20 protein-coding genes and 1 tRNA gene are annotated in these 22,549 nt (G+C 51.0%); 12 read left to right on the forward strand and 9 right to left on the reverse strand.

Features of this window, described 5'->3' with window-relative positions; all coding sequences use genetic code 11:
* Window positions 1–7: 7 nt before the first annotated feature.
* Window positions 8–937 (reverse strand): LpxL/LpxP family Kdo(2)-lipid IV(A) lauroyl/palmitoleoyl acyltransferase, encoded by a 930-nt coding sequence (gene lpxL / locus EHW56_RS10955; protein ID WP_152799762.1) that lies wholly within the window; start codon window positions 935–937, stop codon window positions 8–10.
* A 195-nt stretch (window positions 938–1,132) separates the two neighbouring features.
* On the opposite strand from lpxL, the gene hldE reads away from it, so the two are divergent.
* Complete coding sequence (hldE, locus tag EHW56_RS10960) at window positions 1,133–2,560, forward strand: bifunctional D-glycero-beta-D-manno-heptose-7-phosphate kinase/D-glycero-beta-D-manno-heptose 1-phosphate adenylyltransferase HldE (protein WP_077668513.1); 1,428 nt, start codon at window positions 1,133–1,135, stop codon at window positions 2,558–2,560.
* A 78-nt stretch (window positions 2,561–2,638) separates the two neighbouring features.
* On the opposite strand, the gene tolC is transcribed toward hldE, so the two are convergent.
* Window positions 2,639–3,952, reverse strand: coding sequence for an outer membrane channel protein TolC (tolC, locus tag EHW56_RS10965; RefSeq protein ID WP_152799764.1), 1,314 nt, complete (start codon window positions 3,950–3,952; stop codon window positions 2,639–2,641).
* A 273-nt stretch (window positions 3,953–4,225) separates the two neighbouring features.
* On the opposite strand from tolC, the gene nudF reads away from it, so the two are divergent.
* The 8 genes from nudF to idi all read left to right on the forward strand — a co-directional run bounded on the left by nudF (window position 4,226) and on the right by idi (window position 12,495).
* Window positions 4,226–4,864, forward strand: a complete 639-nt coding sequence (gene nudF / locus EHW56_RS10970; RefSeq protein WP_046074238.1) for an ADP-ribose diphosphatase — start codon at window positions 4,226–4,228, stop codon at window positions 4,862–4,864.
* A gap of 13 nt (window positions 4,865–4,877) precedes the next feature.
* A complete protein-coding gene (locus tag EHW56_RS10975; protein WP_077459426.1) occupies window positions 4,878–5,324 on the forward strand; it encodes a DUF1249 family protein in 447 nt (148 codons plus the stop codon).
* A 22-nt stretch (window positions 5,325–5,346) separates the two neighbouring features.
* Entirely contained in the window at window positions 5,347–6,171 is an 825-nt protein-coding gene (gene cpdA, locus EHW56_RS10980) for a 3',5'-cyclic-AMP phosphodiesterase (protein ID WP_077578776.1), read from the forward strand.
* 2 nt (window positions 6,172–6,173) lie between these two features.
* Window positions 6,174–6,752 (forward strand): esterase YqiA, encoded by a 579-nt coding sequence (yqiA, locus tag EHW56_RS10985; RefSeq protein WP_152799766.1) that lies wholly within the window; start codon window positions 6,174–6,176, stop codon window positions 6,750–6,752.
* A gap of 180 nt (window positions 6,753–6,932) precedes the next feature.
* Complete coding sequence (gene parE, locus EHW56_RS10990) at window positions 6,933–8,825, forward strand: DNA topoisomerase IV subunit B (RefSeq protein WP_077578850.1); 1,893 nt, start codon at window positions 6,933–6,935, stop codon at window positions 8,823–8,825.
* A gap of 25 nt (window positions 8,826–8,850) precedes the next feature.
* Window positions 8,851–11,100: a DNA topoisomerase IV subunit A gene (parC, locus tag EHW56_RS10995; RefSeq protein ID WP_152796010.1), complete on the forward strand. Its 2,250-nt coding sequence runs from the start codon at window positions 8,851–8,853 to the stop codon at window positions 11,098–11,100.
* Window positions 11,101–11,197: 97 nt separating this feature from the next.
* The gene (locus tag EHW56_RS11000) at window positions 11,198–11,932 is read left to right on the forward strand and encodes a 1-acylglycerol-3-phosphate O-acyltransferase (RefSeq protein ID WP_046074234.1); all 735 of its coding nucleotides are present in this window, start codon (window positions 11,198–11,200) and stop codon (window positions 11,930–11,932) included.
* Window positions 11,933–11,946: 14 nt separating this feature from the next.
* Window positions 11,947–12,495, forward strand: a complete 549-nt coding sequence (gene idi / locus EHW56_RS11005; RefSeq protein WP_077668518.1) for an isopentenyl-diphosphate Delta-isomerase — start codon at window positions 11,947–11,949, stop codon at window positions 12,493–12,495.
* A 121-nt stretch (window positions 12,496–12,616) separates the two neighbouring features.
* On the opposite strand, the gene EHW56_RS11010 is transcribed toward idi, so the two are convergent.
* The 7 genes from EHW56_RS11010 to EHW56_RS11040 all read right to left on the reverse strand — a co-directional run bounded on the left by EHW56_RS11010 (window position 12,617) and on the right by EHW56_RS11040 (window position 19,996).
* Window positions 12,617–13,009 carry a RidA family protein gene (locus EHW56_RS11010; protein WP_046074232.1) on the reverse strand — a complete coding sequence of 131 codons (393 nt, stop codon included), beginning with the start codon at window positions 13,007–13,009 and terminating at the stop codon, window positions 12,617–12,619.
* 68 nt (window positions 13,010–13,077) lie between these two features.
* Window positions 13,078–13,566: an arginine repressor gene (locus EHW56_RS11015; RefSeq protein ID WP_370517154.1), complete on the reverse strand. Its 489-nt coding sequence runs from the start codon at window positions 13,564–13,566 to the stop codon at window positions 13,078–13,080.
* A gap of 175 nt (window positions 13,567–13,741) precedes the next feature.
* Window positions 13,742–14,746 (reverse strand): ornithine carbamoyltransferase, encoded by a 1,005-nt coding sequence (gene argF, locus EHW56_RS11020; protein WP_046074230.1) that lies wholly within the window; start codon window positions 14,744–14,746, stop codon window positions 13,742–13,744.
* Between the two features lie 27 nt (window positions 14,747–14,773).
* Window positions 14,774–15,736, reverse strand: a complete 963-nt coding sequence (gene arcC, locus EHW56_RS11025) for a carbamate kinase (RefSeq protein ID WP_152799771.1) — start codon at window positions 15,734–15,736, stop codon at window positions 14,774–14,776.
* Window positions 15,737–15,792: 56 nt separating this feature from the next.
* A complete protein-coding gene (arcA, locus tag EHW56_RS11030) occupies window positions 15,793–17,013 on the reverse strand; it encodes an arginine deiminase (RefSeq protein WP_046074228.1) in 1,221 nt (406 codons plus the stop codon).
* A gap of 538 nt (window positions 17,014–17,551) precedes the next feature.
* Window positions 17,552–18,994 (reverse strand): YfcC family protein, encoded by a 1,443-nt coding sequence (locus EHW56_RS11035; protein WP_152799773.1) that lies wholly within the window; start codon window positions 18,992–18,994, stop codon window positions 17,552–17,554.
* A gap of 510 nt (window positions 18,995–19,504) precedes the next feature.
* Window positions 19,505–19,996 carry an RDD family protein gene (locus EHW56_RS11040; RefSeq protein WP_077578849.1) on the reverse strand — a complete coding sequence of 164 codons (492 nt, stop codon included), beginning with the start codon at window positions 19,994–19,996 and terminating at the stop codon, window positions 19,505–19,507.
* Between the two features lie 217 nt (window positions 19,997–20,213).
* On the opposite strand from EHW56_RS11040, the gene EHW56_RS11045 reads away from it, so the two are divergent.
* The 3 genes from EHW56_RS11045 to EHW56_RS11055 all read left to right on the forward strand — a co-directional run bounded on the left by EHW56_RS11045 (window position 20,214) and on the right by EHW56_RS11055 (window position 22,201).
* Window positions 20,214–20,300 (forward strand) — tRNA-Leu (locus EHW56_RS11045).
* Between the two features lie 158 nt (window positions 20,301–20,458).
* A complete protein-coding gene (locus EHW56_RS11050) occupies window positions 20,459–21,916 on the forward strand; it encodes a PLP-dependent aminotransferase family protein (RefSeq protein ID WP_227486529.1) in 1,458 nt (485 codons plus the stop codon).
* 72 nt (window positions 21,917–21,988) lie between these two features.
* Window positions 21,989–22,201 carry a hypothetical protein gene (locus EHW56_RS11055; RefSeq protein ID WP_046074225.1) on the forward strand — a complete coding sequence of 71 codons (213 nt, stop codon included), beginning with the start codon at window positions 21,989–21,991 and terminating at the stop codon, window positions 22,199–22,201.
* The last annotated feature ends 348 nt before the right edge of the window (window positions 22,202–22,549 follow it).

A 22,549-nucleotide genomic window follows, 5' to 3' on the forward strand; every position in this document is an offset into this window, starting at 1 on the left:
TATAGGGCTAGATTCCCTCGTATAAGGAAGACTCACCCTCTGGGCGGGTTTTAAAACGCCGATGCAACCACATATATTGCTCTGGAGCGCGTAGGATCAGTCGTTCAACCGCTTGGTTAGTGATCACCGCTGCGGCATGCGCTTCTTTAGGGAAATCCGTTATCGGTGGGTCGATTTTAACGCGGTATTGGCCAAGCCGTCGTTCTCTCACCACAGAAAATGGTACCACGGTGGCGTGGCCGGCATGGGTCAGCAAACTGGTGCCTGTGGTGGTACAAGCTTGTTTGACCGCAAACAGTGGTGCGAATGTGGAGCGGCGGCGACCATAATCGTGATCGGGTGCATACCACATGCGATGACCCTCTTTGAGGTAATGGATCATCGACTTAACGTCTTTGCGATCGACGCCAATATTGCGCTTCATCCGGCCACGGAACTGAAACCAGTCATACACAGGGTTGGTATTGGGGCGATACACCCCCACGCCAGGCGTTTGTTCGCTTAAGCCGCGCGCGCCAATCTCTAAATTTAGAGAGTGCACGGCAATTAAAAGCACCCCTTTGCCTTGTTGTTCAAGCTCAAGCAGGGTGTCTAATCCTTCAATGGTGACATGCTTGTTGATTCGCCATTTGGGCCAAAACCACGCCATACCAGTCTCGAACAAGGCAAGGCCGGCGTTGGCAAAATTTTCTTTCACCATCGCAGCGCGGTTAGCGGGCGTCATCTCTGGAAAGCACAGCGCTAGGTTACGATCGGCAATTTTAACGCGGCGTTTCATTAGTGTATGCATCAAGTGACCCAAGCTGCGGCCCATATAAAATTGGACGCGATAAGGCAGCCAGCTAGCCAGATACATTAACCCGACGCCGAGCCAGGTATGAAGATAGCGAGGGTGAAGAAACCCAATGCGAAAAGTGGGGGCTGAAAAATCGCTCATAGCGTTAATGACTCATGAAAACCAAACCAGAAAGAGCCGTGAGGCCCGCGCTATTGTAGAGTAAATTCTTGGCGCTGTCCTGCGCGAGTGTGTGCGGTGAGTGTTGAGATTGTGCGCAGCATACGCCTGTGAGCCCCCCATTTAGCCTATGGCTATGCTACTATCGCTCGGTAACGACAGTATTCGGAGATCCAGATGAAACTCAGCCTTCCTGATTATAGCCAAGCCAATGTTCTGGTCGTCGGCGATGTGATGCTCGATCGCTATTGGTATGGACCGACGGGACGCATTTCTCCAGAAGCGCCCGTGCCTGTAGTGAAGATCAATCAAACGGAAGAGCGCCCAGGTGGCGCCGCGAACGTGGCGATGAATATCGCAGCCTTAGGTGGGCATACCCAGCTGATTGGTCTGACCGGGAAGGATGAACAGGCTGATGCGCTCACACAAACCCTCGACTCGCTAAATGTTAACTGTGATTTTGTGGCGCTAGACTCGCATCCCACTATTACTAAGCTTCGGGTAATGAGCCGTAACCAGCAGTTGATTCGTCTGGATTTTGAAGAGGGTTTTGCGGGTGTGGATGTGGCACCCATGCTGGCTAAAGTCGAGGCGGCACTGCCCAAGGCGCAGGCGATGATCTTATCGGACTATGCCAAAGGGGCATTAGCCGAGGTGCAAACATTGATTCAGGCCGCCAAACAAGCGGATGTCACCACCTTGGTTGACCCTAAAGGCACGGATTTTGAGCGATATCGAGGGGCGAGCTTACTGACGCCAAATATGGCAGAGTTTGAAGCGGTGGCAGGCACAGTGACGGACGATCAAAGCTTGGAAGAAAAAGGCCTGGCGTTGATCAAGCAATACGAGCTTGGTGCGTTGTTGGTCACCCGCAGTGAACATGGGATGACATTGCTGCGCCCTGATGCCGCGCCGCTGAACTTGCCAACGCTTGCCAAAGAAGTGTACGACGTCACAGGGGCGGGGGATACCGTGATATCGGTATTGGCGGCATCATTGGCCGCGGGCAAACCGATAGAGCAAGCCTGTGCGCTGGCTAACGCTGCGGCCGGCGTGGTAGTGGGTAAGTTGGGTACCTCAACCCTCTCTACTATTGAGCTGACCGAAGCGGTACACGGCTCGCACGAGTCTGGTTTTGGCGTAACAACCGAAGCGCAGCTGATTGATGCGGTGCACGTCGCCCAAGGGCGAGGTGAGAAAGTGGTGATGACCAATGGCTGCTTTGATATTTTGCACGCAGGCCATGTGGCGTACCTCAATGAAGCAGCCAAACTGGGCGATCGCCTGATTGTTGCCGTCAACACGGATGCATCAGTCCAAGCGCTGAAAGGGCCCGGCCGTCCGGTCAATCCAACCGATCGACGGATGGCGGTGCTGGCAGGGCTGGGCGCGGTCGATTGGGTGGTTCCTTTTGGCGAAGAAACGCCTGCGCGCCTGATTGGCGAAGTCTTGCCCGATTTGCTCGTTAAAGGCGGTGATTATCAGGTCAACGAGATTGCTGGTGCCGAGGCGGTGCTCGCCAACGGGGGAGAGGTCAAAGTGCTTAATTTTGAAGATGGCTGCTCTACCACAGAAATCATTGAGTCGATTCGGCGTGGTCAATAGCGCCTTGCCCTTTCAACTCATGACAATAAAAAAGGTGCCCGTCGGCACCTTTTTGCATACTAAAGCCTCAAGCGTGAATCACTCTTGCTTAACCAGCCCTTGGTTAATATCGAGCAAGTCTTGCTCAGACAAGGTGCCCATGGCTTGGTGTAAACGTAAACGGCTTAGAATATAGTCGTAGCGCGCATTGGAGAGGTTGCGGTTGGCATCGTAAAGGCGACGCGTAGCATCCAACACATCGACAATGGTACGAGTACCCACTTCAAAACCTGCTTCAGTGGCTTCTAGCGCTGAGCGTGCAGAGACCACGGTTTGCTCATAGGCACGCAGCGCACCAATTGAGGCATTGATGTCGTTATAGAAAGCGCGCACATCTTTTACCGTGCTGCGGTATTTGGCTTCAAGACTTTGTGACGCGGCCACATACTCATGCTGCGCCTTTTCCACATTGGCCGAGGTGCTGCCGCCGGTGAACAGTGGCAAGCTAAAATCGAGGCTGGCAGTGCCTTGGTTGTAATCAGAGGAATAAACATCGCTGTGCTGATTATCGCTATCCGTCATCCCGTATTGTGCGCTGAAGGTCAGCGTGGGCAGGTGACCGGTTTTGGCCAGCTTAATCTGCTCTTTGGCGGTATCACGGGCAATGCGGTTGGCGAGTAACTCGAGATTTTTCTCTTCGGCGACTTTGACCAGTGCTGCCGGTTGCTGCTGCGGGTTACTGGCACTAAAGCGGTCAGTGTCGAGCACACGCAAGTCATGTGGGGCTTGGCCGGTGATCTCACGCAAGCCCTCATAGCTGTTGGTGAGCGCATTTTCGGCCAAAATTTCATCGGCCAGTACGGCATCGTATTGCGCTTGGGCGTCATGCACATCGGTAATCGCCGAAAGGCCCACTTCAAAACGTTGCTTGGTTTGCTCAAGCTGACGGCCCACGGCCGCTTTTTCTGCCTGAATAAACTCAAGCTTGTCCATGGCGCGCAACACGTCAAAATAGGCTTGTGCCACGCGTAGCATTAATCCTTGCTGCTGCGCCGCATAGGTCGCATCTAGCTGGCGCGCCTGCATTTCACTGATATCCAAGTTGACCCAGCTATCACGTTTGAAAAGCTGTTGGCTTAAGCTGATATCGGCGCTGGTGGTGTCGACGTCACGCTGATCGTCGCTGTCATTGCGGGTAATGGCGTATCCCGCATTTAAGGCTATTTGCGGTAGCAAGGTGCCACGAGTGGCATCCACAGCAGAAAACGCTGCGTCGCGCTCGGCGGCCGCTTGATTAAGAGTGGGATCGCTTTGCTTCGCTTGTTGATAAATTTGGGCGAGATCATCGGCAAGGGCTGCACTGCTTACGCTGCCGAGTGCCAAGCTTAACGCCAAAGGGAGCAATTTTTTCATAGATGGAATCCCTGAATCTGTGCGATTAGATAAATAGACGGTCACTAGCTTACCGCAATTATGCTTGCGTGAAACTGACAATTTGTTAGGACATTGAGTGTAAACTATCCAATTTGCAAATGGGACTGAAAAATAGTTGTAACTTTTATCAAAAAAGTTAAGTTTATGGTTTGCTAGAAAGACGCGCGTTGCCGCTCGGCACAGGCCAGTGGGTATAGGCGTGACTCAGCATTTCAATTCGTCAGCTCGTGTCATCGAGGATAAGGAGCCCGCATGTCAGACTATCCGCCTGGACAATTCGATCGCGACGATATTGTGATCGAGGATATTTCTTCGCTTTATCAAGGTTTCTTTTCCATTCAGCGCTATCAGTTTCGTCATCGCTTGTTTGAAGGCGGCTGGAGTGGCTCTGTGGTGCGGGAGTTGTTTGAACGTGGCCATGCGGTGGCTGTTTTACCCTATGATCCCGTACGTGATGAAGTGGTGATGCTTGAGCAAATCCGCGTGGGGGCGATGGCAGCAGGCGCGACACCATGGCAACTCGAAATTGTGGCTGGGATGATAGACAAAGACCAATCCCCCGAGCAGGTTGCCCACCGTGAAGCGCGGGAAGAAGCGGGGCTATTACTGCATCAAATGGAGCGTGTTACCCGTTATTTATCCAGCTCTGGTGGCTGTTCTGAACAGTTGGATGTGTTTGTCGCAATTGTTGATGCCTCGGAAGCGGAAGGCGTGCACGGCCTCGACAGTGAAAATGAAGACATTTTGGTGCATCGATTATCTCGCCAACACGCCTATCAAAAGGTGGTTGATGGTGAGATTGAAAACGCCGCCTCAATCATTGCGTTGCAATGGTTGGAACTCAATGCCAGTCGCTTGCGTCAAAGCTATAATGAACAAAACAGTAAATAGACAGTAGGTGTGTGTGAAAACAGAATATCGTGTCGACTTACCAGCGATGATGCGCTTGTATGAAACCAACTACGCCAAACTTGTCCGTTTGATGCCCAAGCGTGACGAGGTGGGACAGGTGTGTCGATACGATATCCAAGGGCAGGAATATGCTTTGGTCGTGCGTGAGTCAACCCGCTATACCACCTTACTGGATATTGCTCAGTTGAGCCCAGGCGCCGCGCCGGATTACTTACGTGCTAACCTGACAGTGCGCTTGTATCACGATGCACGGGTCGCGGAAGTGTGTACCACGCAGCAGATTTCACGCTTAAAACCACGTTATGATTACCCGAATCCGCGCATGCATCAGCGCGACGAAAAACATCAGGTTAATGCATTTTTATCGGATTGGCTTGGCCACTGCCTACGCCGTGGCGTGGTGGCGTCTGATCCTATGTATAAATCATCGTTAAACTAAACCAGCAAAGGTATTTTCAACGTTGCAGTCTTGCCAGATAGATAACGCCGACGGCGATTGTATTCGTCTTTTGCAAATCACCGACACACACCTGTTCGCGAGTGAGCAGGGTAGCTTGCTGGGTATTAATACGCTTCGCAGCTACCATGCGGTGCTGGATGCCATCAGTGCCACTGACCCGACTTTCGACGCCATTATTGCCACGGGGGATCTGTCTCAAGATCACTCCGCTTTATCGTATCGCCGTTTTGTCGACGGTATCGCCCGGTGGTCACAGCCTTGCTTTTGGCTACCGGGTAATCATGATTATCAGCCAGAAATGAGCGCGGTATTACAGTCAAATACCCTTCGTTCTTGCTCGCAAGTTCTGTTGGGGGAGCATTGGCAAATGGTGCTGCTCGACAGTCAGGTGGCTGGTGTACCGCACGGCGAATTATCACAAGCGCAACTGAACCTTTTGGATACACACTTAAGCGCGCATCCTGAGCGCCATGCATTGGTGTTGCTGCACCATCATCCGTTGGATGCAGGAAGCACTTGGTTGGATCAGCATAAATTGGCAAACCGAGAGGCATTCTGGCAAGTGATGGCGCGTCATCCTCAAGCGAAAATTGTGGTGTGTGGGCATATTCATCAGGCCTTGGATGTGCGTTATCAAGGTGCGCGTGTGATGGCGGCGCCCTCCACCTGTATCCAGTTTATGCCAGACTCACACGACTTTGCGCTCGATAACCAAAACCCAGGTTGGCGCTGGCTTGAGCTGTATGCCGACGGGCGCGTAGAAACGCAAGTGGCGCGTGTAACCGGTCAGCACTTTCGGCCAGACTTCGACTCCAGCGGATATTAATCATGCCATCAGCGTTGCTTTATCTTCATGGCTTCAACAGCTCGCCGCAATCGTTAAAGGCGAGACAGATGCAAGACTATTGCGCCCAGCATCGTCCTGATATTGAGGTGTTGGTGCCACAACTGCCTAGTCATTCTGAGCCAACCGTGCAGTTACTGAATGAACTGATCACGCGCTTTAGCGAAACCCATCAGCTGGGTTTGGTGGGAAGTTCGTTAGGAGGCTTTTTAGCCACCTGGCTGAGTGAGCGTTATCAACTGCCCGCTGTACTGGTTAACCCCGCGGTTCGCCCTTACGAACTCTTGCAAGACTATGTTGGGGAACAGGTTAATCCTTACACCCAAGAACGCTACACCCTCGAGGCTGCCGATATCAACGCCTTGCGTGAGATTGATGTGCCGGTCTTATCTCATCCTGAGCAATTTTGGTTATTGCAACAGGAAGGTGATGAAGTGCTGGACTATCGCCAAGCAGTGGCAAAATTCAGTGCCAGTCAACAAACGGTTGAGCCGGGAGGCGATCATAGCTTTGTCGGCTTTGAACGTTACTGTGGGGATATTCTCCAATTTCTTGGTATCTAGCGCGCCATCAGGCTAGAGGCATTGAAACAGAGGCACACAGACGCAAGCTCGTGCTATCTTAGCCGCTACGTCACAGCAGACGGATAGCAGCTCACAGAAACTTGTGGCAATCTGGCGCCGCGCTTGACAAGCGGATCCCCCTTGCTGACCATGTCATCACATTTATTAAGCCAATCGATTATGACAGAACAAAACTATAACGCAGGATCGATAGAAGTCCTCAATGGGCTCGAGCCCGTGCGCCGACGCCCCGGTATGTACACAGATACCAGTCGCCCTAACCATCTTGGGCAGGAAGTCATCGATAACAGTGTCGATGAAGCGTTAGCCGGCCATGCCAGCAAGATTGATGTGATTCTCCATGCCGACCAATCACTGGAAGTGATTGATGATGGTCGTGGTATGCCGGTTGATATTCACCCTGAAGAGGGCGTCTCTGGGGTTGAGCTGATTTTATGCAAACTGCATGCGGGCGGTAAGTTCTCCAACAAAAGCTACCAATTTAGCGGTGGTTTACACGGGGTGGGTATCTCCGTAGTGAATGCGCTGTCTCATCGGGTAGAGATTACCGTTAAGCGCGATGGTCAAGTGTATGATATTGCCTTTGAAAACGGCGACAAAGTACAAGATTTAACCGTAACGGGCACCTGTGGTCGTCGCAACCGTGGCACGCGCGTTCACTTTTGGCCAGATGGCCAATTTTTTGATTCTGACAAGTTTTCACTGGCCCGTCTTAAAACCATCTTAAAAGCCAAGGCAGTGCTGTGCCCGGGACTGACGGTCAATCTCACTGATAAAAACACCGATGAGACCACATCCTGGTGTTACCAGGATGGGTTGAAAGACTACCTCGCTGACAGTGTCAAAGGCTATGAAGTTCTGCCGGAAACACCTTTTATCGGCGAATTCAGTGGCCAGACCGAAGCCGCGGATTGGGCGGTTATTTGGTTGCCAGAAGGGGGCGAGCTAACGACAGAAAGCTATGTCAACCTGATCCCAACGGCACAAGGTGGCACGCATGTAAATGGCTTGCGCCAAGGGATGCTGGAAGCGATGCGTGAATTCTGTGAGTTCCGTAACCTTCTCCCTCGCGGTGTAAAGCTGACCGCCGATGATATTTGGGAGCGCTGTGCGTACGTGCTGTCGGTTAAGATTCAAGACCCACAGTTTGCGGGGCAAACCAAAGAGCGCTTGTCCTCTCGCCAATGTGCGGCGTTTGTGTCTGGGGTGGTCAAAGATGCCTTTAGCCTGTGGCTGAACGAGCGCCCACACCTTGCTGAGCGTTTGGCGGAAGTGTGTATTGCCAGTGCCCATCGCCGCATGCGTGCCGCGAAGAAGGTGGTGCGTAAGAAAGTGGCATCAGGCCCAGCGCTACCCGGCAAACTCACTGACTGTGCGATGCAAGATTCAAGTCGTACCGAGCTATTTTTGGTCGAGGGGGACTCAGCGGGTGGCTCAGCTAAGCAGGCTCGGGATCGCGAATTTCAAGCGGTGATGCCGCTTCGAGGTAAGATCCTCAATACATGGGAAGTCTCCGCAGACCAAGTCTTGGCCTCCCAAGAAGTACATGATATCTCTGTGGCGCTGGGTATTGACCCTGATTCTGGGGACTTGGGTAATCTTCGTTACGATAAAATCTGCATCCTCGCCGATGCGGACTCCGATGGCTTACATATTGCGACCTTGCTATGTGCACTTTTTATGCAACACTTTAGAGCCTTGGTTCAGGCTGGCCATGTGTATGTGGCAATGCCGCCGCTTTACCGCATTGATTGTGGCAAGGAGGTCTTTTATGCCTTGGATGAAGATGAAAAAGCAGGGATCCTTGAGCGTTTGAGCAATAAACGCGGCAAAATCAATGTGCAACGCTTTAAAGGTTTGGGGGAAATGAACCCGTTACAGCTGCGTGAAACCACCATGGATCCCAATACTCGTCGCCTGGTTCAGCTCACTATTGATGATGATGAGCAGACGCAGCAACTGATGGATATGCTGCTGGGTAAAAAACGGGCAGAGGATCGCCGCCATTGGCTGCAGCAAAAAGGCGATATGGCCGAGCTTATCGATATCTAAATCACTATAACGGGATCTTATTCGCATGACAGAGGTGACTTATGATGGGGTAGAGCAACTTGCTCTGCGCCAGTTCACTGAGGACGCATACCTCAATTACTCGATGTACGTCATCATGGATCGCGCACTGCCGTTTATCGGCGATGGCTTAAAGCCAGTGCAGCGCCGGATCATTTACGCGATGTCAGAGCTGGGGCTATCCGCCACGGCAAAATATAAAAAATCGGCGCGTACTGTCGGGGATGTACTGGGTAAATACCATCCTCATGGCGACTCGGCGTGTTACGAGGCCATGGTATTGATGGCTCAGCCGTTTTCCTATCGTTATCCGCTGGTGGATGGTCAGGGCAACTGGGGCGCACCTGACGATCCTAAATCGTTTGCGGCGATGCGTTACACGGAATCACGCTTATCACGCTTCTCAGAAGTGTTGCTGCAAGAACTCGGGCAAGGGACGGTTGAATGGGGGCCTAATTTTGATGGCACCATGAAAGAGCCTAAAACCTTGCCGGCACGCTTACCGCATATTCTCCTCAATGGGATCACCGGGATTGCGGTAGGGATGGCAACGGATATCCCGCCACACAATGCGCGTGAGCTTGCCAACGCCTTGGCCGCAATGATCGATAAGCCGAGCTTGGACTTAGACGGTGTACTGGAGCATGTACAGGGGCCTGACTACCCTACCGAAGCGGAAGTGATCACGCCGAAGTCAGATTTGAAAAAGCTCTATGCTAGCGGACGGGGCTCTATCAAAATGCGCGCGCTTTGGCATAAAGAAAGCAATGAAATTGTGATTACTGCGCTGCCTCATCAAGTATCGGGCGCTAAGCTGCTAGAGCAAATCGCCAATCAAATGCGGGCGAAAAAGCTGCCGATGGTAGACGATCTCCGTGATGAGTCGGATCATGAAAACCCCACCCGGATTGTGATTGTGCCGCGCTCTAACCGTGTCGATTGTGATCAACTGATGGATCACTTGTTCGCCTCGACCGATCTAGAGAAGAACTACCGCGTTAACCTTAATATGATTGGCCTTGATGGACGCCCACAAGTTAAGGGGTTACATGGCATTTTATCTGAGTGGTTAACGTTCCGTCGCCAGACGGTGAGACGCCGCCTCGAGCACCGGTTAGAAAAAGTCCTCGCCCGCCTGCATATTCTAGAAGGCTTACTGGCCGCTTACCTAAACATTGACGAGGTAATTGAAATCATCCGCAGTGAGGATGAGCCTAAAGCCGAGCTGATTGCACGTTTTGGTTTGAGCGAGAAACAGGCAGAAGCGATCCTTGAGATCAAATTACGCCAGTTAGCCAAGCTTGAGGAAATCAAGATCCGTGGTGAGCAAGATGAATTGAGCCAAGAGCGCGATAAGCTAGAGAAGTTGCTCGGCTCAGATCGTCGCTTGAATACCTTAATCAAAAAAGAAATCCTCGCGGATGCGGAAAAATACGGGGACGACCGTCGTTCACCGCTGGTTGAGCGAGCGGAGGCCAAAGCGTTAACCGAGCGTGACTTAGTCCCCAGCGAACCCATCACTGTGGTGCTCTCAGATAAAGGGTGGATCCGCCATGCCAAAGGGCATGATGTGGATGCCACTGGCCTTAATTACAAAGCAGGCGACAATTTCCTCGACGCGGCACCGGGTAAAAGTAACCAACCCGCGGTTTTCCTGGGGTCTGATGGTCGCAGCTATGCCATAGAGTCGCACACCTTGCCATCCGCGCGCAGCCAAGGTGAGCCGATTACCGGGCGAATTAATATCACCCCAGGCTCGTCTATTCGTCATGTATTAATGGCGGATGAGGGGCAGCTCACCTTGGTGGCCTCGGACGCCGGTTATGGTTTTGTGTGCAAGCAAGCGGATATGCTCTCCAAAAACCGCAGCGGTAAAGCCTTATTGACGGTTCCAGATCAAGCCGAAGTGATGCCTCCGCGCCAGGTGGGTGATTTGGAAAGCGATTTGATTGTCGCGATTTCCAATGAAGGCCGCATGCTGGTGTTCCCGGTCCATGAGCTTCCGCAACTGAGTAAAGGGAAAGGGAATAAGATCATTAATATTCCTGGCGCACGCGCCAAGTCACGTGAAGAGGTGTTAAGCCAACTGTATGTGGTGCCGGCCAATGCCGGGGTGACCTTGCACGCAGGGAAGCGCAAACTGACCTTAAAACCGGATGATCTCACTCATTATCGTGGCGAGCGAGGTCGACGAGGCAGTATGCTGCCGCGTGGTCTCCAGCGCGTCGATCAAATCGAAATCCTGCCCGAACACTAAGTCGCTACCGCCCCTGAACCCAGGGGCGGTGTGGGTGCATTTTTGCGCTGAATCGGTATACTGACTCGCCTTTCACGCCTGCTCTTTGGAGAGAGAAATGATTTTTGTCGTGCGACTGCTGGCTTTATTGATTGTCGCTGTTTTGCTGTTTGTTTTTGGTGGTTTGTATTGCTTGTTAAGCCCTCGCAACCCTCGTAATTGCTACCATATCAGTAAGTGGTTTGGACGCCTCTCTGGTTTGTTCGGGATTAGCCTTGAACTGCGCTTCGCAGAAGGGGCACCTCGTGAGCCTGGCGCTAGCGTGTGTATCGCCAACCACCAAAGCAATTGGGATATGGTAACCTTATCGAATGCGTTGATGCCTGGCGCGGTCACCGTGGGTAAGAAAAGCCTGTTATGGATCCCCATTTTTGGTCAGCTCTATTGGCTCACGGGCAATGTATTGATTGATCGTGCCAATCGCAGTAAAGCCATGGGAACCATTGCGCAGGTCACAGAGAAAATCCGAGCCAAACAGTTGAGCGTATGGTTATTTCCCGAAGGAACACGTTCACGCGGGCGCGGACTATTGCCCTTTAAAACCGGCGCATTTCATGCGGCGATCGGTGCGAACGTCCCCTTGATTCCCATTGTATGTAGCTCGACGCATCACCTAAAAGCGAACCGCTGGAACAACGGCCATGTGATTGTTGAAGTGATGGCGCCAATTTCGTCAACAGGCTACGATAAAGACAATGTCCGTGACCTCGCGAAGCATTGCCACCAGGTGATGAAAAGCAAGCTCGAACAACTTGATGCAGAAGTGGCGGAGCGCAACCAAGGCGTTCGCTAATTGAGGATAGGTTTATGACTTCAACCCAGCGCCACCATGTGGTTTTGGTCTCACCGAGCGGTGAACCTCAAGGGATCGCTGAAAAGTTGGAGGCCCATCAGCAAGGATGGCTGCACATGGCCTTCTCAGTGATGTTGTTTCGTTGCAATGAGCAGGGTGAGCGTGAGTACTTGCTACAGCGTCGCGCGTTCGATAAGTATCACAGTGGTGGATTGTGGACCAATACATGCTGCTCGCACCCTAAACAAGATGAACCGGTTGCGGCGGCGGCAAAACGGCGCCTGTATGAAGAGTTAGGGATAGCGCGCCCGCTTGATTTTACCATGGGACCTTGGTTTGAATACCGTGCCGAGTTGGATAACGGCTTGATAGAGCATGAATTGGATCAAGTCATCGCCTGTGAAGTCAACCATGTCGACATGATCCCTAACCCAGATGAGGTAGCAGACTGCCGCTGGTGGTCTGAAGATGAAGTCAAGCAGGCGATGGTGGACGCCCCCGAGCGCTTCACCGCTTGGTTTGCTGACGTTTTATCACGTATCGATGTGATGGCGCGCTGTTGATAAGTGTGCGCTATGCCATCACGACATAAAAAAGCGGCGCCTGGAGGCGCCGCTTTTGCATTAGCTCTTCGCTGGAAGTAGCTTTTTGCTGAAATAGCTTTTCGTTGCCGTCGCTTACCAATTAGGCTTGGCGTACCGCAATCGCTTCAATTTCGATATCAACGTCTTTGGGCAGGCGTGCGACCTCAACGCATGAACGAGCAGGGTAGTTTTCCACACCGTGTTCATCAAAGAACGCACCATACACTTTGTTGACATCCGCAAAGTCTTCCATGTTTTTGACAAACACGGTGAGCTTAACAATATCATTCACTTTAAGCCCAGCAGCTTCTACCACCGCTTTGACGTTGTCGAGAGACTGACGTGTTTGTGCGGTGATTTCAGGAGAGATCTGGCCAGTCACTGGGTTGACGGGGATTTGGCCTGAGGTCAGCACCATGTTGCCAAGGTCAACGCCTTGCGAATACGGACCGATAGCTTCTGGCGCCTGCTCGGTTTGCAGTACTTGGGTCATTGTCTGTTCCTTTGTTATAAAAAGCGACACCTATAGTCTGCAACGGTTAGCTTGCCACGTAAAGCCGTTTACTCAGGGGCAAGGCGGTCTCGAACCACTTGCTCGCAGGCGGCAAGCTCATTGAGCTGGCGTGGTGCGACCAGGACAGTATCGTTCCCGCCTACCGTTCCTAAGATCAAAGGATGTCGGTGCAAGTCGAGTAAGCGAGCGATCAACTGGGCGCCCCCAGGGTGGGTTTTCACTACCACCATGGCTTGGCTACAGGTGATGTCATCGATTTGTGAGCCGACAGAAGACACCGCGTAGACAGGCTCCATGTCTCCGCTAAGTGCGTAGACTTTTTGCCCATGCGCATTGGGTACTTTGGCGACCCCGAGCTTGGATAATAGGCGTGAAACGGTCGACTGGCTGACATCAAGATAGCCGAGTTGAACCAATTTCTGGCGAACGGCATCTTGGGTGGTAAAGCTTTGCGTTTGCAGCAGGTGTCGACACGCAGAGAGGATATCGTCCTCCGGTGTGGTCGTTTCTACCGATAGAATTGCATCATTAACCACGGGCAACCCCTTATAATAAACGGCATTTCACGTCAATATCAGCGCATAAAGCTAATAATGCGTGATTCAATCGCATATGCTATCAGTTGCTTTTGAATGAAACTTTGATGGGTGTCACTGGGTGGTGTCAATATTGAGAAGTAGGGCGCCACTCGGCGCCCTCGCTCAGGTGGCATTAATCGCCAAGGGTGGCGACCATCACCGCTTTGATGGTGTGGAGACGGTTTTCTGCTTCATCAAACACAATTGAGCAGTCTGACTCAAACACATCTTCTGTGACTTCTAGGCCTTTTAACCCATACTTTTCTTCGATTTCTGCCCCCACTGTGGTTTCGTTATTGTGGAAGGCAGGAAGACAGTGCATGAATTTCACGTGCGGGTTGCCAGTGGCTTTCACGACATCCATATTGACTTGATAGGGCTTCATGAGCGCAACGCGTTCATCCCACGCTTCTTTAGACTCACCCATCGACACCCAGACGTCGGTATACAAGAAGTCACAATCTTTCACGCCTTCTTGTACCTCTTCGGTCAGCGTAATGCGTGCGCCGGTTTTTTCGGCGATAGCACGACACTGTGCGACTAGCTCTTCTTCTGGCCAGAATGCTTTCGGAGCCACTAAGCGGATGTCCATCCCCATTTTAGCGGCACCCACCATCAGAGAGTTCCCCATGTTGTTTCGGGCATCGCCTAAGTAAGCAAAGCGCATTTCGTGTAGTTGCTTGCCGCGTCCATGCTCGAGCATGGTCATCAAGTCCGCTAAAATTTGGGTGGGGTGGAACTCTGTGGTTAATCCATTCCAGACAGGTACCCCTGCGAACTCACCCAGCTCTTCCACAATGTCTTGGCCAAAGCCGCGGTATTCAATGCCGTCATACATCCGACCCAATACGCGTGCGGTGTCCTTCATCGATTCCTTATGGCCAATTTGTGACCCCGTTGGGCCGATGTAGCTCACTTGGCCGCCTTGATCAAAAACAGCGGTTTCAAAGGCACAGCGGGTGCGTGTTGACGCTTTTTCAAAGATAAGGGCGATGTTTTTGCCTTTTAGACGGGGCGTTTCGTAGCCATTGTATTTCGCTTTTTTCAGCTCAATGGCCATATCGATAAAGTGTTGGATCTCACGAGGAGTGAAGTCCAGTAATTTTAGGAAGTTACGGTTGCGTAGATTAAAAGCCATAGTGGGCAATCCTCTTTGTTATTGGTCTCAGGCCTGTGCAGGGGTAGGCTGGCCGTGAGAAATATTGTTGTTATTGACTGAGTGTGGACGAATACGTGTGCCAGCTTGGCCTGCCAAGATAGCAAGGCCATCTTCGAGGGCGCCAATACCTACTAGCTTGCCGCCTTGGCGAATAAACTCGCAGGAGGCATCGATTTTTGGCCCCATAGAGCCAGCATCGAAGGTATATTGGCTGAGATCATCGGGCGTTGTGTCGGCAAGTGCGCGTTGACTTGGCTCACCATAATCGAGGTAAACCGCTTCGGCATCGGTCAAAATAAGCAGCGCATCGGCATTGATTTGACGGGCGAGGAAGGCGGCAGACATATCTTTATCAATGACAGCCTCGATGCCTTTTAGCTGGGTCCCTTCTTGGATCACAGGGATACCGCCCCCTCCCGTACAAATCACTAAGTGCCCTTGGTCGATGAGGCTCGCGATAGCGTCGTCTTCGACAATCCCAGTAGGTTGTGGGCTGGGCACAACACGGCGATAATATTGGCCGTCCGGTTTAATATCCCAGCCATACTTTTCGGCCAATTGGGCGGCCTCTTGTTGGTCATATACCGGGCCTATTGGCTTGGTGGGATTCGCAAACGCAGGATCGTTAGGATCGACCGTCATCTGGGTCAGCATGCAAGACACGTGTTGGTCTGGCGCTAAGTTATGCAACTCTTGCATCAGCATATAGCCAATCATGCCTTGGGTTTCTGAACCTAGCACGTCCAAAGGATAAGGTGTCACGGATTTGTATTCGAGCCCCTGCAGGGCCAGTAAACCAACTTGAGGGCCATTACCGTGGACGAGCACCACGTTGTATTGTTCGCCGATAGCCGCAATGGTTCTGGCCGCTTTGGCGATATTGGCACGTTGAATGTCGGCTTCTAAAGGTTCGCCTCGACGAAGCAGGGCGTTGCCTCCGAGTGCCACGACGACAGTGGGTTTTTTCATAGTCTTACTCTCTACAGTCGGTGGGGGCTGAGCCAGGTGCCCAGCCCGCTCGGGGATTAAATGCCATCACGATGAATCGGGCAGCTCATGCAGCGTGCGCCACCGCGGCCGCGACCCAGCTCATCACCCGGAATGGATAGAACAGTGATCCCAGCTTTGTCGTATTTCTCATTGGTATAAGTGTTACGCTCGTAGCCGACGACGACACCTGGGCGCACGGTCAAGACATTGTTGGCGTCATTCCATTGTTCACGTTCCGCTTCGAAGCTATCGCCGCCGGTAGTGATCAGGTTCAGTGGGCCGACATCGAGGGCTTTTTCGATGGCGGTGAGGAAGTAATCTTCTTCGCGTACATTGAGATGGCCGCTACGGTCACCGGTCAGACTCCAGCATTTGATGTCTTTGCGAATCACTTCGGGGTACACCGAGAAAGTATCTTCACGCATATGGGTCATCACGGTATCTAGGTGCATGCAAGAGCGATGTTTTGGCAGCTCCATGGCAATTACTTGCTTGGCTTGTCCATGTTTGAACAGGCTGGACGCGAGGTTTTCCACCCCTTGTGGCGTGGTGCGTTCAGACATGCCAATCAATACCACGCCTTTCCCTAGGACAGTGACATCGCCGCCTTCAATGGTGGCATTGTCGTAGTCGATGTTTTGTGCACCAAAGTAGGTAATAAAGTCGCCGTTCGCAAAGCGAGGATGCCATTTGTAGATCGCACGCAAGTGGTTTGTTTCACGCTTACGCGCCGGTTTGGCCATGGGGTTAATCGACACACCACCATATAACCAGCACGAGGTATCACGTGTGAATAAGTGGTTAGGCAGGGGGTCAATGATAAAGTCCGATGGGGCATGCATCGCTTGTAACATGGAGGTCGTTGTAATCGGTAGCTCGGAGTACGCCAGCCCTCCTAAGAACATTGATGCGAGCTCGTGGTGAGGGAGATCATTGAGATAGCAGCGAATATCGTTCGCAAATGACGGACCAAAGGTATAGTCCGAGATCTTAAGGTTCATTAGCCAGGCTTTGGCTTCGGGTACATCCAGCGTCTCGGCAAGCAGGTTTTGCAGCAATAGCACCTCAACGCCCTGATCGCGTAGTGTTTGAGCGAATTTGTCATGCTCTTCACCCGCACGTTCAACTGACAGAACATCGTCGAAAAGTAAGTCATGACAGTTCGAGGGGGTGAGGTGGGTTAAAGCACGCTCGGGGCGGTGCAACATCACGGTGCGTAATTGACCAATTTCAGAGCCGACATAGAAGTTGTTCATCTTTCTTTCTCCGTATATCTCTGCTTGGCTTTTTATCGGAAGGGAAATAAAAAGTGCAGGTTTTTTATTGGGTACAAATTTATTCTAACGCGGTGAGCCGGTTGAACTTGAAGTTAGATCACATTGAAACCATTGCCTCTATTTCGTGGTTTTTACTCTGTGTTAATGGTATTTATGGCAGCATTAAAAAATGGTTTTTAATACTTAGTCACTTTTATTGCGTGCTTAGCGGTATTATTTTTATAGTGCTAGGTTTTTAGCGGTGCATATGTATTTTTTATGCCTTTTATGTTTTATTTTTATTTCACCTTATGCGCATTAAATGCATGATTATCTTTAGTGGTGTTTATATTTAACAAATGCCGAGCGATTTTTGTTTCTATTTGTGATGACGATCGGTATTAAATCGCTTTGTGTTAATAATGTAATAGAGGTGTGAATGGGTAGGGAAGTGTGCAGTTATAGCAGGGGACGTGAGAGAAATAAAAAAGCGCACTGCTTGATAGCAATGCGCTCTACGCTTAGTTGATGTCTGATGTTATAACATGACGCCAAGGCTAAGCATGGCCATGATCATAATGGTAAGAATGCCAAGCAACGGCGCGACCCATTTTATCCATTTCGCATAAGGCACGCGGGCAATGGCCAAGCCACCCATCACCACGCCGGAGGTAGGTGTAACGAGATTGACGAGCCCCGAAGCTGATTGATAGGCCGTTACTACCAATTCACGCCCAACGTTAGCAAAGTCGGCCAATGGCGCCATAATTGGCATGGTGAGCACTGCCAAGCCAGATGAAGAAGGCACCAAGAATGACAGTAACACTTCCAGCCAATACATCACGTTAATAAAGACGAAAGACGATAAACCGCTGACTAAGCTCTCGGCACTATTAAGGATGGTGTCGGTAATCATGCCTTTATCCATAATCACCACGATCCCGCGGGCAATGCCGATGATTAGCGCCACACCGAGTAGGTCTCTCGCCCCATCAATGAAGCTGGTGGTGATTTCCTCTTCGCTCATGCGTGCAATCAGGCCAATGATGATGGCAGCCCCCAGGAAGACGGCTGAAATCTCTGCCATCCACCAATCAAGAGATGAAACACCATATATCATCACGGCAAAGGCACCGGCAAAGATAGTCAGTATCACTTTGCGTGTGGCCGTAAAATCAAGGCTTTGGTTGTCGTCGTGCTCGCCCAGGAAGTGTTTTTTATTACTATCATACTGGTCATAAACGATCGATTGGCTCTGATCGGCTTGTACTTTGCGCGCATAGCGCATGACATAGACAACACAAATAAGCCAGCCAATGACTAAGATCGCAAGACGCAGGAGGATACCATCAGTGAAAGGGATCCCTGCGGCATTGGCTGCAATCACAGTCGCGAACGGATTGATGGTTGAGCCTAACGTACCTATCCCTGCCCCAAGCAGTACTGTGGCCGCTGCGACTACAGGGTCAAAGCGTGCAGCCATCATCACAGGCACAAGTAGCGTATAAAAAGGCAAGGACTCTTCCGCCATGCCATAAATGGTGCCCCCGGCGGCAAATAAGCCCATCAAAATGGGGATCATCCACTCTTCGCGTCCCTCTAGACGCTTGGTGACGCGTTCAATCCCCGCATCAATGGCACCTGTTTTGGTGACCAACCCTAAAAAGCCACCAATGATCAGAATGAACAGCGAGACATCAATGGCGGCCGCTTCATACGTTTGGTGGTTATAAAAACCGTCAATGGGAGCCAGCAGGACATCGACAATGCCTTGAGGGTTACTGTCAACCTGTTCGTAAGTCCCTGAGATAGGAACGTCTCGACCGAGCTCTTCATTATACTCTCGTTCATACTGACCGGCGGGCACCACCCAGCTCAGGGCGGCGACGACGGCGATAAGAATGAATAGAATGGTATAGGCGGACGGGAACTTTAAGTTCGAGAACCAGCCTTTTTTTTCGGGAACACTGTGAGTACTCATACTTTCTCCTCATACCTCTTATTAGCATCTATAGTGCGCTACACGTATTGAGGTAATTCCGTTAATTTCACGTTATTTATTATTTTTATGCCGTGGTACATGGCTTTGCATTCATTGTAAAAGTGGTTCCCTTTTCACTTCTTAGTGATATCTCACAAAAGAAGAGGTGGTTAATGGAGCACCAAAAAGGTGAACTCCATAAAACTGAATGTGGTGTTGTTATTTATGCGTAGTTATTATTTTCTCTTTTTGTGTGGCTTGGGTTTTTATTGATTAAATGATGTTGGGCTCGCTTCCTCTACGGTGCTGAAAGCTGAGTTAATGATGAATTTATGTGCGAGCTTTGATTATTTAGTCAATCAGTCGCTTTACGTGTGATGAATAAAACCTAAAGAATAACGGATAGGTGAATAGGTAGAAATCAACCCATTTATTGTCTTATGTCAATTTATAACGGTGAGCCGATAGGTAGGGGAGGGCACGCAGCAGGTGCCCAGTCGAGAGAGGTGATTAGTCTTTTTTGTTCTTAGTGGGCTTGGGAAGCACAATCATGTCGCATTCGGCGAAGTGGTCTTGAAATGCACGGTTATTAATGTCGAAAAGAACAACCAGATTCCCGAGGCCAAAGCAGGCAGTGGCCAAACGAATAATGGCTTGAGTGGGACGAATGTTGCTGCCATCGGTATTTTGTAACCTAAGCCGCCACGCGCGCATGCCCAGCGTTTGTCCGGCTTTACACCAAAAGTAGCCATAAAAACCACCGATGACACAGGCCAGATACGCAGTATAAAGTGGATTGACTATCGGGTGATGGGTTAAGAAATCACTGATGTCTTGGTAAGGGGCAATCGACATGCCTAGCACTTGTGCTAGGGCGAGTATTGCCATCATTCCCCCTCCGGCGAGCATGAGCAAAGCCGCCACGACGAGGAGATCATAAAGCCAAGCGGCTAAACGCCGGAAAAAGCCTGCGGTTGGGCAAGCGATAGAAGAAGTTTGCATTTGATTGTTCACACCCCAGTACTCAATTCGGTGCTAGCCTAGCATAGACCGGCAGACAGTGAGTAAGCTTATACCTCGGTTTTGCGATGTCTTTTGGGGACAAATTCAGCACCAATGTGGCTGAATGGCTTGAATTGGTTAAAAATAGTGCGAACGAACGGATTTTTATTTTTATTACTTGCACTCCAAAGGTCGGTACGTATAATTGCCCCCACTTGCCGAGATGGCGGAATTGGTAGACGCAGCGGATTCAAAATCCGCCGCCTTAACGGGTGTGAGGGTTCAAGTCCCTCTCTCGGCACCAAATCCCAAAAAAGCCCCAGTCAAAAGACTGGGGCTTTTTTCGTTGTGGGTAAGGATTAGCGCTGATCAGGTCACACTCCGCTACATTCCATCCCGCCAATTGTTACTTGCCAAGGTATGATCGCCGTCTGGGCAATAACAGGGAGTAGCAGTGTGCAAATGCGTTATCGAGACATTGCCAGCTGGATCGAAACACAAATTCAGCAGCGTGTTTGGCAAGTCGGTGATCGGATCCCTTCGGTGAGGGAGATGAGTCGGCTTCAACACGTTAGCCCAATGACGGTAATGAGAGCTTATGAGCAATTAGAAGCCGATGGTTGGGTTGAGGCGCGTCCGCGCTCTGGCTTTTTTGTGCGGCCTCATTATAACAAGCTCGCGGTGGATGCATTGGCACGACCACAAGCGCAATCTCAGTGGCTCGACACCCACCAGGATGTGCTTGATGTGATCAGTGCTAGCCATAAAGGCGCGTACTACCCATTTGGTTCAGCTTTTCCTGATCCTCAGTTATTTCCCATGCAAGCGCTTGGCCGCGCGATGGCGCGAGTGCTGCGTCAATCCTCTCATCCCGATCACTTCACGATTTTACCGCCGGGCGATATCGGCCTACGTCGACAGATTGCACAGCGTTATCTCCGCCAAGGAATTAAAGTCAGTATTGATGAAATCATTATTACTAATGGGGCAATAGAGGCATTGAGTCTGTCTTTAGCGGCAGTGACGAAGCCAGGAGATAAGGTGATTATTGAAGCCCCCGCGTTCTACGGGGTGCTGCAGACACTCGAACGTTTACAGCTTAAAGCCGTTCCCGTCGCGGTTGATCCTGAAACAGGGGTCGATATCCATGCACTGGAACATGCCTTAGCGTCCCACTCGATCAGTGCGTGTTGGTTGATGAGCAACTTCCATAATCCCACGGGCGCGTCGATACCAGCGCATCGCAGGCCAGATGTGGTCAGCATACTCGCTGCGTATCAAGTGCCATTGATAGAGGATGATGTCTATGGCGAGCTGTTTTTCTCAGAGGCAAGGCCGATGCCGCTTAAAGCCTACGATACGCAGGGTAGTGTGCTGCACTGTGGCTCGTTTTCGAAACAACTCGCACCGGGTTTTCGGGTTGGCTGGATAGCGGCAGGCTGTTATGCGATGCAAATAGAGAAGCGCCAGTCTGTATCGAGTTTGGCAGTCGGCGCACCTAACCAATTGGCGATTGCCGATTATTTAAAGCAAGGTGGGTATGACTCGCACCTACGGCGATTACGCGAAACATTGTCTTCCCGCCATGAGGTGATACGTACAAGGCTAAAAGCACTTTTACCTCCCTCTACAGTGATGAGTCAGCCTACAGGCGGCTATTTTTTGTGGATCATGCTCGATAAGGGCATCGATACGCGCGACCTCTTTCAAGCACTCAGGCCTTATGGCGTGACAATCGCACCGGGTGCACTATTTGCCAGTGACGGACGCTTTAATCACTGCTTTCGACTGAACGTCTCGATTGTGGGAAGGCAAAATGCCGAAGGGGTCAATGATAGTCAGAGCTTGGAGGGGCTCACACAGATTGCGAGCTCGATCTCAGCTTTATCTGTGCACTCAACTGTCACAGCCGAATACTGAACTATCTGTACTAATCTACCGTGCGTCTCCCTCGATAAACTCAACACGTACACAACATTGAGGGGGAAAAGGATGAAATCAGAATTGAGTATGATGGTCGTCGCGATAATCTGCGCGGCTTTATTGATCCTTGGCCATGTCATCATCATAGAGACACTTGCCTATTATACGTGGGCACAATGGACAGCCGGTGCGATACCTTTTGTACTCCTGCTGATGGCGTGGGGCTCTGTACGTTACTGCCGAGCTAAAGAACGCGCGGAAGAAAAACAGCATTCGCACTAAGAGTGATTGAAAATAAGAACGGGTGAAGACCAGCCACTTTCCGTTCTTGCTGACTAAAAAAGCGCCTTTTGTCTACTTTTGTTTGTTTTGTGAACAAACGAGTAGCAAGGCGCATTTTTTTTATGTTTAGGGGTTGCGGGAAAAACTGAGATCTCTATACTGCGCTTCCTGTTGACGGGGCAACGAGACGCAAGTCACGAAATGCCAACCACTCAGTCAACACGCTCTTTAACAATTTGACCTATGCAATCTGTGTGGGCACTCGTTGAGAATAGACAAAAAAATTTATTCGATGAACTGAGTGACCAAACGACAACTTTTACAGTTGTTCGGCACAGTCAATTCGTT

Origin of the sequence: Salinivibrio sp. VGrn1, from assembly GCF_009377995.1 — a bacterium.
In the GTDB taxonomy this organism is placed as follows: Bacteria; Pseudomonadota; Gammaproteobacteria; order Enterobacterales; family Vibrionaceae; genus Salinivibrio; species Salinivibrio siamensis.